At 68.7% G+C, this 17,541-nt stretch carries 18 protein-coding genes; 14 read left to right on the top strand and 4 right to left on the bottom strand.

Annotation, left to right across the window (positions count from 1 at the left end):
- Window positions 1-3: 3 nt before the first annotated feature.
- From MST3598_RS10545 to prfA, 4 genes are all read left to right on the top strand, one after another.
- Window positions 4-1,308, top strand: coding sequence for a homoserine dehydrogenase (locus MST3598_RS10545; RefSeq protein WP_029258411.1), 1,305 nt, complete (start codon window positions 4-6; stop codon window positions 1,306-1,308).
- A 2-nt stretch (window positions 1,309-1,310) separates the two neighbouring features.
- Window positions 1,311-2,273, top strand: coding sequence for a homoserine kinase (gene thrB / locus MST3598_RS10540; protein WP_029258410.1), 963 nt, complete (start codon window positions 1,311-1,313; stop codon window positions 2,271-2,273).
- 159 nt (window positions 2,274-2,432) lie between these two features.
- Window positions 2,433-4,364, top strand: coding sequence for a transcription termination factor Rho (gene rho, locus MST3598_RS10535; protein WP_231924880.1), 1,932 nt, complete (start codon window positions 2,433-2,435; stop codon window positions 4,362-4,364).
- Between the two features lie 11 nt (window positions 4,365-4,375).
- Window positions 4,376-5,455: a peptide chain release factor 1 gene (gene prfA, locus MST3598_RS10530; RefSeq protein WP_021199361.1), complete on the top strand. Its 1,080-nt coding sequence runs from the start codon at window positions 4,376-4,378 to the stop codon at window positions 5,453-5,455.
- 21 nt (window positions 5,456-5,476) lie between these two features.
- Here the strand turns inward: prfA and MST3598_RS10525 are convergent, their stop codons facing one another.
- Complete coding sequence (locus MST3598_RS10525; protein WP_021199362.1) at window positions 5,477-6,130, bottom strand: response regulator; 654 nt, start codon at window positions 6,128-6,130, stop codon at window positions 5,477-5,479.
- On the bottom strand, window positions 6,127-7,770 hold the full coding sequence (locus MST3598_RS10520; RefSeq protein ID WP_029258408.1) for a sensor histidine kinase: 1,644 nt from the start codon (window positions 7,768-7,770) through the stop codon (window positions 6,127-6,129). The genes MST3598_RS10525 and MST3598_RS10520 overlap by 4 nt, the downstream gene beginning before the upstream one ends.
- 168 nt (window positions 7,771-7,938) lie before the next feature.
- Between MST3598_RS10520 and MST3598_RS10515 the strand changes: the two genes are divergently transcribed.
- Both MST3598_RS10515 and MST3598_RS10510 read left to right on the top strand, forming a co-directional pair.
- The gene (locus MST3598_RS10515) at window positions 7,939-9,483 is read left to right on the top strand and encodes a CitMHS family transporter (protein ID WP_029258407.1); all 1,545 of its coding nucleotides are present in this window, start codon (window positions 7,939-7,941) and stop codon (window positions 9,481-9,483) included.
- A gap of 70 nt (window positions 9,484-9,553) precedes the next feature.
- Window positions 9,554-9,961 (top strand): phage holin family protein, encoded by a 408-nt coding sequence (locus MST3598_RS10510; protein WP_029258406.1) that lies wholly within the window; start codon window positions 9,554-9,556, stop codon window positions 9,959-9,961.
- A gap of 21 nt (window positions 9,962-9,982) precedes the next feature.
- Here MST3598_RS10510 and epsC read toward each other — a convergent pair whose 3' ends face one another.
- Together epsC and cysK are read right to left on the bottom strand one after the other, a co-directional pair.
- Entirely contained in the window at window positions 9,983-10,555 is a 573-nt protein-coding gene (gene epsC, locus MST3598_RS10505; RefSeq protein WP_029258405.1) for a serine O-acetyltransferase EpsC, read from the bottom strand.
- Between the two features lie 8 nt (window positions 10,556-10,563).
- Complete coding sequence (cysK, locus tag MST3598_RS10500; protein ID WP_029258404.1) at window positions 10,564-11,502, bottom strand: cysteine synthase A; 939 nt, start codon at window positions 11,500-11,502, stop codon at window positions 10,564-10,566.
- A 100-nt stretch (window positions 11,503-11,602) separates the two neighbouring features.
- On the opposite strand from cysK, the gene prmC reads away from it, so the two are divergent.
- The 8 genes from prmC to MST3598_RS10460 all read left to right on the top strand — a co-directional run bounded on the left by prmC (window position 11,603) and on the right by MST3598_RS10460 (window position 17,521).
- A complete protein-coding gene (gene prmC / locus MST3598_RS10495; RefSeq protein ID WP_029258403.1) occupies window positions 11,603-12,463 on the top strand; it encodes a peptide chain release factor N(5)-glutamine methyltransferase in 861 nt (286 codons plus the stop codon).
- A 52-nt stretch (window positions 12,464-12,515) separates the two neighbouring features.
- Window positions 12,516-13,250, top strand: coding sequence for an L-threonylcarbamoyladenylate synthase (locus MST3598_RS10490; RefSeq protein ID WP_021199369.1), 735 nt, complete (start codon window positions 12,516-12,518; stop codon window positions 13,248-13,250).
- Complete coding sequence (locus MST3598_RS10485; protein WP_029258402.1) at window positions 13,247-14,416, top strand: MraY family glycosyltransferase; 1,170 nt, start codon at window positions 13,247-13,249, stop codon at window positions 14,414-14,416. The genes MST3598_RS10490 and MST3598_RS10485 overlap by 4 nt, the downstream gene beginning before the upstream one ends.
- Complete coding sequence (locus MST3598_RS10480; protein WP_021199371.1) at window positions 14,416-14,934, top strand: hypothetical protein; 519 nt, start codon at window positions 14,416-14,418, stop codon at window positions 14,932-14,934. The genes MST3598_RS10485 and MST3598_RS10480 overlap by 1 nt, the downstream gene beginning before the upstream one ends.
- 132 nt (window positions 14,935-15,066) lie before the next feature.
- Window positions 15,067-15,864: a F0F1 ATP synthase subunit A gene (atpB, locus tag MST3598_RS10475; RefSeq protein WP_036271459.1), complete on the top strand. Its 798-nt coding sequence runs from the start codon at window positions 15,067-15,069 to the stop codon at window positions 15,862-15,864.
- 44 nt (window positions 15,865-15,908) lie between these two features.
- Window positions 15,909-16,145: an ATP synthase F0 subunit C gene (gene atpE, locus MST3598_RS10470; RefSeq protein WP_021199373.1), complete on the top strand. Its 237-nt coding sequence runs from the start codon at window positions 15,909-15,911 to the stop codon at window positions 16,143-16,145.
- A gap of 27 nt (window positions 16,146-16,172) precedes the next feature.
- Window positions 16,173-16,730 (top strand): F0F1 ATP synthase subunit B, encoded by a 558-nt coding sequence (locus MST3598_RS10465; RefSeq protein WP_021199374.1) that lies wholly within the window; start codon window positions 16,173-16,175, stop codon window positions 16,728-16,730.
- The gene (locus MST3598_RS10460) at window positions 16,730-17,521 is read left to right on the top strand and encodes a F0F1 ATP synthase subunit delta (protein WP_021199375.1); all 792 of its coding nucleotides are present in this window, start codon (window positions 16,730-16,732) and stop codon (window positions 17,519-17,521) included. Before MST3598_RS10465 ends, MST3598_RS10460 begins: the two co-directional genes overlap by 1 nt.
- Window positions 17,522-17,541 lie beyond the last annotated feature (20 nt).

Genomic DNA, 17,541 nt, shown 5'->3' with positions numbered 1-17,541 from the left:
ACCATGACTGACTACCGACGACTTCGCGTGGCGCTGCTGGGTGCCGGCGCGGTCGGCTCTCAGGTGGCGGCACTCCTGCTGCGACACGGCGACGAGCTCGCCGACCGTGCCGGCGCCGAACTGGAGCTCGCCGGCATCGCCGTGCGCGACGTCGACGCTCCCCGTGACGTCGACCTGCCCAAGGAGCTCTTCACCACCGACGCCGAGTCGCTGATCCTGGGTGCCGACATCGTGATCGAGCTCATCGGCGGAATCGAGCCGGCCCGCACGAGCATCCTGCAGGCGATCGGATCCGGAGCCGACGTCGTGACAGCCAACAAGGCGCTGCTGGCGACGCACGGGCCCGAACTCTTCGAGGCGGCCGACCGCGTGGGCGCCTCCGTGTACTACGAGGCCGCGGCCGCGGGAGCGATCCCGATCATCCGTCCGCTGCGCGACTCGCTCGCCGGCGACCGTGTGGTGCGCATCATGGGCATCGTGAACGGCACCACGAACTACATCCTCGACCGGATGGACACCGAGGGCGCCGACTTCGCCGACGTGCTCGCCGATGCGCAGCGCCTGGGCTACGCAGAGGCCGATCCCACGGCCGACGTCGAGGGGTACGATGCCGCGCAGAAGGCCGCCATCCTCGCGAGTCTCGCGTTCCACACCGCGGTCCCGCTCGACGCCGTCTACCGCGAGGGCATCACCTCGATCACGGCCTCCATGATCGAAGAGGCTCGCGCCGCCGGCTTCGTGATCAAGCTGCTCGCCGTCTGCGAGCGCATCGAGGCGAACGGCGCCGAGTCCATCTCGGTGCGGGTCTACCCGGCCCTGGTGCCCACCTCGCATCCGCTCGCCTCCGTGCACGGCGCGAACAACGCGGTGTTCGTCGAGGCCGAGGCCGCCGGCTCGCTGATGTTCTACGGTGCAGGTGCCGGCGGTGTGCAGACCGCGTCCGCGGTGCTCGGCGACGTCGTCTCGGCCGCCCGTCGCCACATCGCCGGCGGGGTCGGGGTGGGGGAGTCCACTCGCGCCAACCTTCCCGTCGTGCCGATCGGCCACGTCACCACCCGTTACCAGATCACGCTCGAGGTCGCGGATGCGCCCGGCGTGCTGGCCACCGTCGCGAGCATCCTCAGCGACGGCGACGTCTCGGTGGCGACGGTCGTGCAGACCGTCGAGGGGGAGGACGAACCGACCGCCCGTCTGATCATCGGCACGCATCGCGCGACCGAGCAGGCACTCAGCGCCACTGTCGACGCTCTCGCCGACAGCGAGGTCGTGGCCCGCGTGGTCTCGGTGCTCCGGGTGGAAGGCGAGTGACGATGGCGGCAGCCCTCGCGCCGGCCGCAGGCGACGCGGTGCCGGGGCGCACCGTCGAGGTGCGGGTTCCCGCGACGAGCGCCAACCTCGGCCCCGGCTTCGACACGCTGGGCCTGGCGCTCAGCATCTACGACACCCTCGAGGTGACGGCCCTGCCTCCGGGGCAGTTGGAGATCGAGGTGACGGGATCCGGCGCGACCGAGATCCCCCGCGACGAGTCGAACCTGATCGTCCGCACCATCGCGTACGTCTTCGCCGACGCTGGCCGCCCGGTACCCGGGCTGCGGATCGTCGCCGAGAACGGCGTGCCGCACGGTCGCGGCCTCGGGTCCTCCGGAGCCGCCGTCGCCGCGGGAGTCCTCGCCGCGAAGGGGCTGCTCGCGGGCGACGTCGAGATCGGCGACACCGACCTCCTGCGCCTCGCGACCGAGCTGGAGGGCCACCCCGACAACGTGGCTCCGGCGCTGTTCGGCGGGCTGACGATCGCGTGGATGTCCGAGCGCGGACCACAACACAAGAAGCTGCTCGTGCATCGCGGCGTGTCGCCTCTCGTGCTCGTCCCCGCGTACACGATGTCGACGTCGCAGGCGCGATCGCTGCAGCCCCCGCAGGTGTCCACCGCCGATGCCGTGTTCAACGTCTCGCGCTCGGCGTTGCTGATCGCCGCTCTGATGCAGAGCCCCGAACTCCTCCTGGACGCGACCGCCGACCGCCTGCACCAGGACTACCGGGCCGGAGCCATGCCCGAGACGCAGCGTCTCGTGCAGGCACTGCGGGCCGCAGGCTTCGCGGCCGTCGTCTCCGGAGCCGGCCCGAGCGTCCTCGTGCTTGCCGACGGTCCCGGCAGCCGCCAGGATGCGGTCGAGCTGGCCGATCGAGTCACCGACACCCCGTGGGAGGCGCTCCTGCTCGCAGTCGACGTCCGTGGTGGTACAGTGGGGACTCGAGCGGAGGGCTCCACGTAACTGCGTGAATCTGGCCCCATTGCATCTCTTGCAAGACCCGCACGCAAACCCCTGTGGCAGAGCTCATTCCAGAGCCGCCTGCCGAGGCTGGCTGGCGCCGAGCGTCAGCCCGTGCGATCGCGCGCAGCACCCGTTGTGTGCGTTCAACGCTCATTCCCCATGACATATAAGGGAGTACTCGTGGAGAACCTCTCCGAGACCCAGAACGATCAGTCGGCGCCCACCGCCGAGGCACCCGCGGCATCCGCGGAGTCGACGACCGAGTCCGCGCCTGCCCGCAAGCGCGCGCCGCGTCGTGCGAGCACCGCGACGGCTGCAGCCAAGGCCGAGAAGGCCGAGGCGGCGAAGGCCGAGAAGGCGGCGAAGACGGATGCCGCGCCGGAAGCGGCTGCAGCCGATTCCGCATCCGCCGGCGCAGATGCCGCCGAAGCCGCGCCGAAGGCGAAGCGCCCGAGCCGCAGCCGTGCGAAGAAGGCGGATGCCGAGGCTCCTGCCGCGGATACCGCTGCCGCCGAAGCGCCTGCTGCCGATGCCGCAGCTACTGCCACGGCCGAGGCTCCGGCCGAGCCCGCACCCAAGACGACCGGGCGCGGACGCCGCGGAGCACAGAAGCCCCCTGCCGACGCCGAGGCGCCCGCTGCCGAGCCGACGGCGGAAACCGGTTCCGACGCCGCGCCTGCGGAGAACTCGCAGAACGGCGACTCGGACTCGTCCGACGGTGGCGAGGAGCAGGGTGGCCGCGGTCGCAACCGCAACCGCAGCCGCAACCGCGGACGTGGGCAGAACGGCGGGGCGCAGGAGCAGCAGGCACAGCCCGCTGCCGATGACGACCAGGCCGGTGGCAACAACCGCAACCGTCAGCGCAACAAGCGCCGCAGCGGTGTGCCGACCGACGAGTTCGACACCGAGATCGGCGAGGACGATGTCCTGATCCCGATCGCCGGCATCCTCGACGTGCTCGACAACTACGCGTTCGTCCGTACGACCGGATACCTCGCCGGCCCGAGCGACGTGTACGTGTCGCTCGGTCAGGTGAAGAAGTACAACCTGCGCAAGGGCGACGCGGTCGTCGGTTCGATCAAGCAGCCGCGTGAGGGCGAGCAGCAGGGGCGCCAGAAGTACGACGCCCTCGTCAAGGTCGACTCGATCAACGGCCTCTCGATCGACGACGCGGCCACCCGCGTGGAGTTCGGCAAGCTCACCCCGCTGTACCCGCAGGAGCGCCTGCGGATGGAGACGGCTCCGGAGAAGCTGACCCAGCGCATCATCGACCTGGTCGCCCCGGTCGGCAAGGGCCAGCGTGGCCTGATCGTCGCGCCGCCCAAGGCCGGAAAGACCATCGTCCTGCAGCAGATCGCGAACGCGATCGCGCAGAACAACCCTGAGGTCCACCTCATGGTCGTGCTCGTCGACGAGCGCCCCGAAGAGGTCACCGACATGGAGCGCTCGGTCAAGGGCGAGGTCATCGCCTCGACGTTCGACCGTCCGGCCGAAGACCACACGACCGTCGCCGAACTCGCGATCGAACGCGCGAAGCGCCTGGTCGAGCTCGGCCGCGACGTCGTGGTGCTGCTCGACTCGATCACCCGCCTCGGCCGGGCCTACAACCTGGCGGCCCCCGCATCGGGTCGTGTGCTCAGCGGTGGTGTCGACGCGTCGGCGCTGTACCCGCCCAAGCGCTTCTTCGGCGCTGCACGCAACATCGAGAACGGCGGATCCCTCACGATCCTCGCCACGGCGCTGGTCGAGACCGGCTCCAAGATGGACGAAGTCATCTTCGAGGAGTTCAAGGGCACCGGCAACAGCGAGCTGCGTCTGTCCCGGCAGCTGGCCGACAAGCGCATCTTCCCGGCGGTCGACGTGAACGCGTCGAGCACTCGTCGCGAGGAGATGCTGCTCTCGGCCGACGAGGTCAAGATCACCTGGAAGCTGCGTCGCGCCCTCGCCGGCCTCGACCAGCAGCAGGCCCTCGAGGTCGTGCTCGGCAAGCTCAAGGAGACCAACTCGAACGTCGAGTTCCTCGTGCAGATGCAGAAGTCGATCCCGACGCTCCCCTCGGGTGCGCACGGGCACGACAACAACATCCGCTGAGCGGCTGAGCCGTGTTCGAGTCCGTCCAGACTCTGATCGATGAGCATCGCCGGGTGCAGGAGGAGCTCTCCGACCCGGCGGTGCACGCCGACGCCGCCCGGGCCAAGCGCGTCAATCGCCGCTACGCCGAGCTGTCGCGCATCGTCGCCGCCTACGAGGCCTGGGTCGCTGCCACCGACGATCTGGAGACCGCTCGCGAGTTCGCCCGCGAGGACGAGTCCATCGCCGCGGAGATCCCGGCGATGGAGGAGGAGCTTCAGCTCTCGCAGGAGCGCCTCCGACGTCTGCTGATCCCGCGCGACCCGGACGACGCCCGTGACGTGATCATGGAGATCAAGGCGGGGGAGGGCGGCGCGGAATCCGCGCTGTTCGCCGCCGACCTGCTGCGCATGTACATCCAGTACGCGGCCTCCAAGGGCTGGAAGACGGAGCTGCTCGAGCGCAACGAATCCGACCTCGGCGGCTATAAGGACGTCCAGGTCGCGATCAAGGGCTCGTCCTCCGATCCCGCACAGGGCGTCTGGGCGCACCTGAAGTACGAGGGCGGAGTTCATCGGGTGCAGCGTGTGCCGGCGACCGAATCGCAGGGGCGCATCCACACCTCCACCACCGGTGTGCTCGTGTTCCCCGAGGTCGATGAGCCGGAGGAGATCCACATCGACCAGAACGACCTGAAGATCGACGTCTTCCGGTCGTCCGGTCCTGGCGGTCAGTCCGTGAACACGACGGACTCCGCCGTGCGCATCACGCACGTGCCGACCGGCATCGTCGTCTCGATGCAGAACGAGAAGTCGCAGCTGCAGAACCGCGAGGCCGGCATGCGTGTGCTGCGCGCCCGTCTGCTCGCGCGACAGCAGGAGGAACTCGACGCCGCGGCTTCCGACGCCCGCCGATCGCAGATCCGGGGCATGGACCGCTCGGAGCGCATCCGCACCTACAACTTCCCCGAGAACCGCATCGCGGATCATCGCACCGGGTTCAAGGCGTACAACCTCGATCAGGTGATGGATGGCGCGCTCGATCCGCTGATCGAGAGCGCCATCACCGCCGATGAGGAAGCCCGGCTCGCCGCGGTCGGCTCCGAGTCCTGAGCGAGGGGCACGCGCCCCGAGTCAGGTCCGTGCGATGTACCGATGCTCGGGACGTCCTGTTGTGCCGTAGTTGAGTCGCACCTCGACGACGGTCCTGGCGGCCAGCGCCGCCAGATGCCGTTGTGCGGTCGCGCGGGAGATCCCGACGCGTTCGCCGATCTCGGCGGCTGAGGCTTCGCCGTCGCCGAGTGCCGCGAGCACGAGCTGCTCCGTCGCCGAGCGCGAGATCGACACCGGCTCACCTGCACCGTGCAGGATCGCCGCGGCGCGATCGATGTCTTCCTGGCGCAGCGCACGATCACCGCTGAGGAGGTTCCGATAGCGGATGTAGCGGTCGAGGAGGCTCGACAGCGCTCGTCGCTCGAACGGCTTGACGAGGTAGCCCACGGCCCCCGACCGGAGCGCCCTGCGCACGGTGGACGCGTCGTCGGCCGCGGAGATGAGGATGGCGTCGACCCCGGACTCCCGTACGAGCGCGATGCCGTCGCCGTCAGGGAGGAAGACGTCGGCGACGAGGAGGTCAGGGCGCGACGAGCGGATGCTGTCGCGTGCCTCTGCGAGGGAGCGGACGGTCTCGGTGACGGTGCAGCCGGGGTGCTCCTCGACGATGCCCTGATGCAGCTGGGCCACTCGGAAGTCGTCGTCGAGGATGAGCACGCGCAGAGGCTCGGTCATGTGTTCTCCTTCTCATCGTGGCGGGCTCTGTCGACGGCACCGCCGATGCGTGCGGCGAACACCGCGCCGCTGTCGGGCCCGCCCGGATCGATCACCCAGAGGTCTCCACCGCTCCGACGGGCGATCTCCGTCGAGAGGGGCAGCCCGATCCCGTGCCCGTGCACGTCTCCGGCGGCATCCTGCTCCCGCGACCGCGGCGTCGACGGGTCGCTGCCCCCGAGGCCGGACCCCGAATCGGAGACGGTGAACACGAGGGCGTCGCCGTCGTCCAGCACGGCGACCTCGACCCAGCGTGGTCTCCGCTCGCCTGCGACGGCGGCGGCGACGGCGTTGTCGATGAGGTTGCCGAGCACGGCGGCGACGTCTTCCGCCTCGCGGACGGTCCCGAGCAGCTGGGTGTCGTCCGCGATCCGAAGGGCCACCCCGCGCTCCCCGGCCTCGACGCCCTTGGCGCCGAGGAACGAGTGCAGGAAGGGATCGCCGAGGAGGTCCAATCCGACGACGGGGAACACCACCGGCCCCCGCTCCACGAGTTCGCCGAGGAACGTGCGCGCCTCTCGCACCCGATCGGCGTCGATGAGCCCGGCCGCCACATGCATGCGGTTGGCGAACTCGTGCCGCTGTACGCGCAACGCCGCCGTCATCGTCCTGACGGTCTCCAGCCGCTCGGTCAGGGCGACCAGATCCGTGCGATCACGCACGATCAGCACGTCGCCGAGCGCGTGGCCGTCGCGCACCACGGGGCGAGAGTCGAGGTAGAGCATCCGGTCGCCGACGATGGCACGGGAACGGGTGCGTGCGCCTGTCGCCGCCTCGAGGACGGCTGTGGCCAGGCCGAGTTCCTCGATGGGCCTTCCGATGGGATCGTGGAGCCCCAGCAGGCGATCGGCGGCGGCATTGCTCACGCGCACCACTCCTCGGGGGTCGACGGCGATGACGCCGTCGTCCACGCCGTCCAGCACCGCCGTCTGGTTCTGGACGAGTGCCACGAGTTCTTCCGGCTGGACTCCGAAGGTCAGACGCTCCCAGCGCCGGCGGAGCAGCAGGAATGCGAGGCCGGCCAGGGCGAGCGCACCCGCCGCCGTGACTCCGATCACCGTCAGCAGGGGAGGGAGATCATCGAATACCCCGGCACGCTCGAAACCCACGCTGACCTCGCCCACCGGCGTACCGGCGTCGTTGCGGACGGGGACTTTCGCCCGTGCGGATTCGCCGAGTGTGCCCGTCTGCCAGTCGACCACCTCCGCGCCGGCGAGCACCTCCTCGTAGGGAGTGCTGACCACTTCTCCTATGCGGGAGGGAGTGGGGTGCGCGAGTCGGATGCCGTTGTCATCGGTGAGCACGACGAACAGCGCGCCGGTGCGGCTCGTCACGTCGGAGGCGATGCGCTGCAGGTCGCCGTCGCGCAGCTCCGCCGCGTCGGGAGTGCCCTCCGAGAGGGAGATGCGCGTGACCTCTGCACGCACCTGCGGGTCCTCGGCGAGGGTGCGGGCGATGCCCATCGCGGTCGACTCGGCCTCTGCGCGCAACTGCTGCACGGTGAGCAGCAGATACACGCCCGTGCAGAGGGCGACGACGAGGGTCACCGTGGCGAGCTGGAGCAGCAGGGCGCGCGTGGCGAACCGCGGTCTGGTCGACATCGTCCTCGGCACCGTGCTTCTCCTCCGCTCCTGCCGCGCAATATGCGCAGAACCCACGCTACGCGCACAACGTCAGGGAATGCGGGATACCGCACCCGGACGTCGTCGATTACTTAGTCTCGACGGGATCCGTCGCCGATGACGGAGCCACGACGAAGGAGTCAACGCATGCCAGACGCACTCACCGGCCTGTTCGCGGCCGCCGAAGAGGCGCCGACCTACGACGTGGCGTTCGTACCGCCCGAGTGGGTGCTGGTGCTCCTCGGATTCACCATGGTGCTCGCGTTCATGACGCTCATCATGACCAAGCGCCTCACACCCATGGTGGCCCTGATCCTCGTACCGACCGCGTTCGGACTCTTCGCGGGAGCGGGCCTCGGCCTCGGCGACATGATCCTCGACGCGATCGGCGCGATGGCCCCGACCGCGGCGCTGCTCATGTTCGCGATCATGTTCTTCGGCATCATGATCGACGTGGGGCTCTTCGATCCGCTCATCCGGCTGATCACCCGCCTGCTCGGAGACGATCCCGCCAAGGTGGTGCTCGGCACCGCGATCCTCGCCGGTGCGGTGTCCCTCGACGGCGACGGCTCGACGACCTTCATCATCACGACCTCGGCGATGCTGCCGATATACCTCCGACTGGGGATGAGCCCGGTCGTGCTGACGTGCGTCGCCGGACTCATGAACGGCACCCTGAACATCGTGCCGTGGGGAGGGCCTACGGTCCGGGCGGCGACCGCTCTGGGACTGCAGCCGACCGACATCTTCGTCCCGATGCTTCCCGCGCTGGGCGCCGGGATCGTCGTGACGCTCGGCTTCGCGTGGATCCTGGGTCTGCAGGAACGCCGTCGACTCGGACGGCTGGACTCCGAGGGGCTGCTGGTCGGGGCCGACGGGGGATCGCTCTCGACGGTGCCGAAGATCTTCCGCGGAGCCGAGCCGAAGCCGGGTGCACGTGCGTCGCTGCGCACCGGGAACCTGGTGGTCGTCGCCGGTGGACACGCCCCTGTCTCGGCCGCGAACGTCGATCCTGCCGATACGGCCATGGCCGACACGATGCTGGATCCTGCACGCCCCACCCTCCGGCCGAAGCTCATCTGGTTCAACCTGGTGCTCACCGTCGCGGTGATGGTGCTGCTGGTGCTCGACATCCTGCCGCTGCCGTACGTGTTCATGGTGGGTGCCGGGCTGGCCCTCGTCATCAACTTCCGCGGCATCAAGGAGCAGGCGTCGGAGATCGTGGCGCACGCTCCGAGCATCGTGGGGGTCGTCTCCATGGTCATCGCGGCCGGGGTCCTGGTCGGCGTGCTCACCGGCACCGGGATGGTCGATGCGATGGCCACATGGATCACGAACGTGCTGCCGCCGGCCCTCGGACCTTTCCTGGCGCCGATCACCGGCGTCCTCTCGATCCCGTTCACGTTCTTCATGTCGAACGATGCGTTCTACTTCGGCATCCTCCCGGTGCTCGCACAGAGCGCGGCGAACTTCGGCATCGATCCTGTCGAGATGGCGAGGGCGTCCATCACGGGGCAGCCCGTGCACCTGCAGAGCCCGCTCGTGCCGGCGATCCTGCTGCTCGTGTCGCTCGCGAGCGTGAACCTCGGTGATCACCACCGCAAGGTGCTGTGGCGTGCGACGATCGTCTCGCTGGTCATGCTCGGTGTCGGCATCCTGACCGGCGCCGTCCCGTTCTTCGTGGCGCAGTGACGACCCGCCGACGGGGAGCGCGGATGCCGTGTTCCCCGTCGGCCGGCGTGCGGAGCGCTATGCTCGGCGCGTGATCACATTCCTCTTCCGCGGCCTGCTCTACGTGGTGTCGGCCGGTCTCGGCCTGATCGCCGCCGACCTCCTGCTCGACGGCTTCGAGATCGAATGGGACAAGTGGTGGGGCTTCGTCATCTGCATCCTGATCTTCGCGATCCTGCAGAGCGTGCTCGCGCCGTGGGTCGCCAAGGTCGCCAATCGCTACGCGCCGGTGCTGATGGGAGGCATCGGGATCTTCTCGACGCTGATCTCCCTCATCGTCGTCGTCCTGCTCCCCATCGGCGGGCTGCGCATCACGGACCTCACCGGCTGGCTGCTCGGTTCGGTCATCGTGTGGCTGATCACCGCGGTGGGCAGCGTGGTGCTCCCTCTCATCTTCCTGCGCAAGAAGGTCGCGTCCGTGAAGTCCGCACGCCGCTGACGGGCCCACGCGGCAGCGGGTTCAGATCGCGTAGTGGTCGGGAGCGGTGAGGAGGGCCCTGGTGTCTTCTCCGAGCGTGCGGTGGCGCGGCTTCGCCGGCACCCCGACGAGCACGCTGTCGGCCGGGGCATCGCGGGTGACGACGGCGTTGGCACCGACCACGGATCCCGCGCCGATCGTGACGGGCCCCAGGATCTTGGCACCGGCGCCCACGGCGACGCCGTCTCCGAGCGTGGGGTGACGCTTGCCCGACGTCCGCGTGCGTCCGCCGAGCGTGACGCCGTGGTAGAGCATCACGTCATCGCCCACCACGGCGGTCTCCCCGATCACGACGCCCATTCCGTGATCGATGAAGAACCGCCGGCCGATCCTCGCACCGGGGTGGATCTCGATCCCCGTGAGCCAGCGCGAGACCTGCGAACCGGCGCGCGCGAGCAGGCGCAGCCGTCGCCGCCAGAGCGCGTGCGAGACGCGGTGCGCCCAGATGGCATGCAGGCCGGGGTACAGCAGAGCGACTTCGACGGCGCTGCGCGCGGCTGGATCGCGGAGGCGCGCTGCCGCGATGTCCTCGCGCATCCGACCGAAAATGCCCATCGACAGCCTCAGTCTTCGCGGAGGTCCTCGAACAGCGCGGTGGAGAGATAGCGCTCACCGGTGTCCGGGATCACGACGACGATCGTCTTGCCGGCGTTCTCCGGACGGGCGGCGACCTTGAGCGCCGCGGCGACGGCAGCACCCGACGACATGCCGACGAGGAGACCCTCCTTGGCCGCGAGCTCACGCGCGACGCGGATGGACTCGTCGAACTCCGCCGTGAGGATCTCGTCGAGCACGTCGCGGTCGAGCACGTCGGGGACGAAGTTCGGGCCGATCCCCTGGATCTTGTGGGGGCCGGGGCGTCCCTCGGTCAGTACGGGGGAGTCCTTGGGCTCGACGGCGATCACCTGGACGCCGGGCTTGGCAGCCTTGAGCGCCTGGCCGGTTCCGGTGACGGTCCCACCGGTACCGACGCCCGCGACGAGGATGTCGACGGCGCCGTCGGTGTCGCGCATAATCTCCTGCGCCGTGGTCTCGCGGTGGATCTGGGGGTTCGCGGCGTTCTCGAACTGCCGGATCCAGATCGCGCCGGGGGTCTCGGCGACGATGCGCTTGGTCTCCTCGATCGCACCGCTCATGCCCTTGGTGGGATCGGTGAGCACGATCTCCGCGCCGAACGCCTTGAGCAGGACCCGGCGCTCCTTCGACATGGAGGCAGGCATCGTGAGGATCACCCGGTAGCCGCGCGCGGCACCCACCATCGCGAGGGCGATGCCGGTGTTGCCGCTGGTCGACTCGACGATCGTGCCGCCCGGCTTCAGCTCGCCCGATGCCTCGGCGGCGTTGATCATGGCGATGCCGATCCGATCCTTCACGCTCGACGCGGGGTTGTAGTACTCGAGCTTGGCGAGGACGGTGGCGCCCAGTCCCTCGGTCACCCTGTTCAGCCGGACGAGCGGGGTGTTGCCGAAAGCGGTCGTGATGTCGGAGTGGATACCGGGCATGGTGAGCCTTCCTGTGCGGGGGTCGCTGCCGCACCAGCCTAGGGGAGCGTCCCTATGGGCGAGGCTTTGTGACGTCAGCGCGCGCTCTACGCTGGAAGACATGTCCGACACCTCCCTCGCCGCCGTCGTCCGCGCGGCTGCCCAGCGTCTCGCCGACGTCGGGGTCCCCGATCCGCTGGTCGACGCCGAGCTCCTCGCCGGTCACGTGCTCGGCCGTCGGCGCGGCGAGGTGCAGGCGGCGATCGTTCGCGGAGACGACGTCGACGACGAGACGGCAGCGGCTCTCGACGTCCTCATCACGCGTCGGGCTGCCCGTGAGCCGCTGCAGCACATCACCGGTACCGCGCCGTTCCGTCACCTCGAGCTCGCGGTCGGTCCCGGCGTCTTCGTGCCGCGTCCGGAGACCGAGACCGTCGTCCAGTACGCCATCGACGCCCTGCTGAACTCGGCCGAGCCCGCCCCGATCGGGATCGATCTCGGAACCGGGAGTGGCGCGATCGCCCTCGCGATGGCCACCGAGGTGCCGCACGCCCGCATCTTCGCGGCCGAGCTCTCCGCGGATGCCCACGCCTGGGCGCGTCGAAACGTCGCAGGGATCGACAACCTGACACTCGTCCTGTCCGACCTGGGCGAGGCGTTCCCGGAACTCGAGGGCACGGCGTCCGTGGTCATCTCGAATCCGCCGTACGTGCCCGACGCCGCGATCCCGCGCGATCCGGAGGTGCGACTCTTCGATCCGGCGATGGCGTTGTACGGGGGAGAGGACGGGCTCGACATCGTGCGCGTACTCAGCTCGCGGGCGCTGCGATTGCTTCGTCCCGGGGGCCTGCTGGTCATCGAGCACGGCGAACTGCAGGGCGAATCGATCAGGGAGATCCTCACCCTCGACGGCTGGCGCGCGGCGGCGACACATCGCGATCTGACACTGCGCGATCGCACCACCACCGCACTCCGACCCTGATCAGCAACCTCGGAGCGTGCTCACCGGCCGCGCCGCATAGAATCGAGTCGTCATGTCAACCATCTTCGACTGCAGCGACGAGTCGCAGCTCCTCGCCGGCATGCGCCATGCGCGCCAGGCGATCGGCCGTGGCGACCTCATCGTCATCCCCACAGACACGGTGTACGGCGTCGGCGCCGATGCCTTCTCGCCGGCCGCCGTCCAGCGACTCCTCGACGCGAAGGGGCGGGGCCGCGACCAGCCGCCGCCCGTGCTGATCGGCACGAAGGAGACACTCGCCGCCCTCGCCGAATCGGTCCCCGAACCGGTGGAGCGGCTGGTCGAGGCGTTCTGGCCCGGTGGCCTCACGATCGTGCTGCCCGCGCAGCCGTCGCTGGTCTGGGACCTCGGTGAGACGCTCGGCACCGTCGCCGTCCGCATGCCGGAGGGGCGGGTCGCACTCGAACTGCTCGCGGAGACCGGTCCACTGGCCGTCTCCAGCGCGAACCTGACGGGAGAGGCCGCCGCCATCTCCGCGTACGACGCCGAGAAGATGCTGGGTGACAGCGTCGCGGTCTACCTGGCGGACGGACTGAGCAAGAACGGCATCGCGTCGACCATCGTCGATGCGACCTCGTTGGTCCGCCGCGGTGCGGACTCCGAGACGGGAGGCGTGCGCATCCTCCGCGACGGCGCCGTGACACGGGAGCAGCTGCAGGAGGTGCTCGGAGATCTCCTCGAGCCCGAGGACGATGCCGAGCACGAGCATCACCACCAGCATGCACCGGACCAGGACGGGGATTCGTGAAGCAGTATCTCTTCACGATCATCCTCACCGCCGCGATCACGTTCGTACTGACCTGGGCGGTGTGGAAGCTGAGCCTCCGGTTCAAGCTGTACCCCGCCATCCGCGACCGTGACGTGCACACCACGCCCAAGCCCCGTCTGGGCGGCGTCGCGATCTTCCTCGCCATCGCCGCGGCGTTCGGGTTCTCCGCGATCAATCCCTTCTTCCAGAGCATCTGGATCCCCCCGCAGACCATGTGGTCGATCCTCGGCGCCTCGCTGCTGATCGCGATCATCGGGGTCGTCGACGACCTGTGGGACATCGACTGGATGATCAAGCTGGGCGCGCAGTTCCTGGCGGCGGGCGTCATCACCGTCGGTGGCGGCCTGCAGATCCTCTCGTTGCCGTTCGGTGACCTCATCGTGGTATCGAGCTGGCTGAGCATCACCATCACGATGTTCGCGATCGTCATCGTGATGAACGCGGTGAACTTCATCGACGGGCTCGACGGGCTCGTCGCGGGCGTGTGCCTGATCTCGAACGGTGTGTTCTTCGCCTATTCCTACATCTTTACGCGCGACTCGGGCGCGTCCAGTTACTTCAACCTCTCGACCTTCATCGCGGCGCTGCTCATCGGCGCCTGCCTCGGCTTCCTGCCGTTGAACTGGAGTCCGGCGAAGATCTTCATGGGCGATTCCGGGGCGCTGGTGATCGGCCTGCTGATGGCCACATCGGCGATCGCGATCACCGGGCAGATGGACCCGTCCGCCCTCGACCCCGAGCGTCTCGGGCGTTCCCAGCTGGTCGGCGCGTTCCTGCCCATCCTGCTGCCACTGCTGGTCGTGCTGCTCCCGCTGCTCGACTTCGGGCTCGCCGTGCTCCGCCGGATGAGCGCCGGTCGCTCGCCGTTCTCGCCCGACCGGAAGCACCTGCATCACCGCATGCTCGATCTCGGTCACCGCGACCGCGACGCCGTGCTCATCTTCTATGCCTGGACGGCCGTCGTCTCGCTCGCCGTCCTCCTGATGTACGTCGGTGCCCGGGAGGACTGGCCCGGCCAGTATCTGCCGGGCGTCGGCTTCGGCATCGTGGGCATCGCCGCCTGCCTCGTCGTCACGCTGAGTCCCACCCGCCGCAGGAAGAGCGCAGCGGGCGCCGAACCCGAACCGACACCCGTGGAGTCCTGATGAGCCCGAGCCCCGTTTCCAGCACGCCGATCCTGCGCCGGACCCTGATCTGGTCGGCGATCGCCACCGCGGTGCTCGCGATCGTGGCGGGCGGAGTCGGTTATCTCGTCGCCCAGGGGGAGGGGCTCGTCAGCGGCCTGCTCGGTGTCGTCCTGGCTGCCGTCTTCCTCGGGATCACCGGACTCAGCATCCTGATCGCCAACCGCTGGTTCGGGGATCCGCTGTACGTGCAGCTGTTCTTCGCGATCGTCCTGGGCGGCTGGCTGCTTAAGCTCGGCCTGTTCGTTGTCGTGATGATCCTCCTCGCCGGTCAGCCGTGGCTGCAGCCGATGGTCTTCTTCCTCTCGATCGTCGCCGGTGTGCTCATGTCGCTCGTCATCGACGTCGTCGTGCTCACCCAGATGCGGCTCCCGAACGTCAGCGACACCACGCTGCCGACCGAGGTACCCGAGGATCGTGCCCCCGGTGCGGCCAATCACATCGACGGCGGGCCGGTCGAGGGTGGCCAGCGGTCTTAGGGGACCCTCAGATTCTGATAGTGTTGAGACGTGCCCGCCGCTCGCCCGCGAGCGCTTGCGCTGTGAAGCACACCGACCATCGTCGCCCCGGTTCTGACCGGTGCCCCGAAGCTGGAGCCCGCGCTGTTTAATATCGCTGCGACCCTGACCCCCCGACTTGCCACCGACGGCGAGTTCCACGGCCCTTCGATCGATGAGTTCTTTCCGGAGATCCTCTTCCACGTAGGACCCATCCCGGTGAACCGGATCCACCTGATCCAGTTGCTCTCGGTGATCGCCGTGGTCCTCATCCTCTGGCTCGGCACCCGACGCATGAAGGTCGTCCCCGGACGTTTCCAGAGCGTCGTCGAGATGGGCCTCGGCTTCGTCCGTGGCGGCATCGCCCACGACCTGCTCGGTCGCAAGGACGGTGACCGGTTCCTCCCGATCCTGATGACCATCTTCTTCATGACGCTGTTCATGAACATCACCGGCATCATCCCGTTCCTGAACATGCCGGGTACGGCGATCATCGCGGTGCCGCTCACGCTCGCGGTGGTCAGCTACGTCACCTTCATCTACGCCGGCATCAAGAAGAGCCCCAAGAACTTCTTCAAGAACTCGCTCTTCCCCTCCGGTGTGCCGTGGCCCGTGTACTTCATCGTCACGCCCATCGAGCTGATCTCGACCTTCATCATCCGCCCGGTGACCCTCACCCTGCGACTGCTGATGAACCTGGTCGTCGGTCACATGATCCTGGTCCTCTGCTTCGCAGCGACCCAGTTCTTCTTCTTCACCGCGGGTGGCGGCTGGGCCGCTCTCGGTATCGGAACCCTCGCCTTCGGCGGCGCCTTCACTCTCTTCGAGATTCTGGTCGCCGTCCTCCAGGCATACGTCTTCACCGTCCTCACCGCGGTCTACATCCAGCTCGCGGTCGCAGAAGAGCACTGAGCGGGCGGGCAACAGCCCTCCCACCCAACGAAAGGAAAAACCCCGTGGACGCAACTACGGTTCTCGCTGACATCAACGGCAACCTCGCGGTGATCGGCTACGGCCTCGCAGCCATCGGCCCGGCCATCGGTGTGGGCATCGTCGTGGGCAAGACCATCGAGGGCGTCGCTCGTCAGCCCGAGCTGGCCGGCCGTCTCCAGGTCCTCATGTGGATCGGTATCGCCTTCACCGAGGCGCTTGCATTCGTCGGCATCGCCGTCGGATTCATCCCCTTCCCGTAATCCGAACCGACTTCTGAAGGAGACAGGATGCTGAACGCTCTTGTCACGAACCTCGCAGCAGAGGAGGGCGCGGTTAACAACCCGCTCATCCCGGCGTGGTACGACATCATCTGGTCGGGCCTCTGGTTCCTCATCATCCTCATCGTCGTGTGGAAGGTCGCCCTTCCCAAGCTGACGAAGATGCTCGACGAGCGGTCCGCCGCCATCGAGGGCAACATCGCCAAGGCCGACGAGGCGCAGAAGCAGGCGGAGGCGGCACTCGAGGAGTACACGCGTCAGCTCGCCGAGGCGCGTACCGAGGCCGGCGAGATCCGCGAGGCCGCCCGCGAGGACGGCAAGAAGATCGTCGCCGAGGCGAAGGACGCCGCGACCGCCGAGGCCGCACGCATCACCGCCACCGCGCACACGCAGATCGAAGCAGAGCGTCAGACCGCTCTCGTCTCGCTGCGCAGCGAGGTCGGATCGCTCGCTCTCGACCTCGCCGGTGGCGTGGTCGGCGAGACGCTCTCCGACGACGCACGTGCGACGGCTGTCGTCGATCGCTTCCTCGCCGAGCTCGAGGCATCCGAGAAGGCGGCTCAGTAATGGGCAGCGCGACCACTCAGGCACTCGCGGCATCCATCAAGACGCTTGCCGCAGCGAAGGACGTCACTCTCGACACCGCGCGGGAGCTGTTCGCTGCCGCGCATGCCGTGAGCGAGTCGTCCCAGCTGAGCGGCGCGCTTGCTGATCCTTCCGCTCCCGCCGCGGCACGACAGAACGTCGTCGCCGCGGTGTTCGGCGGGTTCTCCGCAGGCGCCCAGGGCGTCTTGAAGACCGCCGTCGCCGAGCGCTGGTCCCACGCGGGTGAGCTCGTCGACGGTATCGAGGAGCTCGCGATCCGCGCCGCAGCGATCGCCGAGCCCGGCACGGACATCGAGGGGGAGCTCTTCGGATTCTCCCGGGTGATCGCGGCGAACCCCGAGCTCGAACTCGCTCTGGGCAGCCGCGTCGGTGGAGAAGACGCCAAGAGCGCACTCGTCGAGCGCCTCCTGGCCGAAGGCTCCACCAGCGCCGCGACGACGCTGATCATCACGTCGCTCGTGCGCGAGCCGCGCGGGCGACGGGTCCGACGGCTGCTGAACCGGGCGATGAGCGTCGTCTCGAGCCAGCGTGGTCGAGTGGTCGCCACGGTGCACACCGCGGCCCCTCTCAGCGACGCGCAGCGCGCCCGTCTCAGCGACTCGCTCTCGCGTCGCTACGACGGCCAGGTATCGCTCAACGTCGTCATCGACCCTGCCGTCGTCGGAGGCCTGCGCGTGCAGATCGCCGATGACGTCATCGACGGCAGCATCTCCGCACGACTCGCCGACCTTCGCCAGAAGCTCGCGGGCTAACACGACTTCGCGCGGGGAAC

The sequence above is a fragment of the Microbacterium sp. TPU 3598 genome (assembly GCF_002356155.1).
GTDB lineage: Bacteria > Actinomycetota > Actinomycetes > Actinomycetales > Microbacteriaceae > Microbacterium > Microbacterium maritypicum_A.
This window is presented reverse-complemented; position numbering and strand designations above follow the sequence as displayed.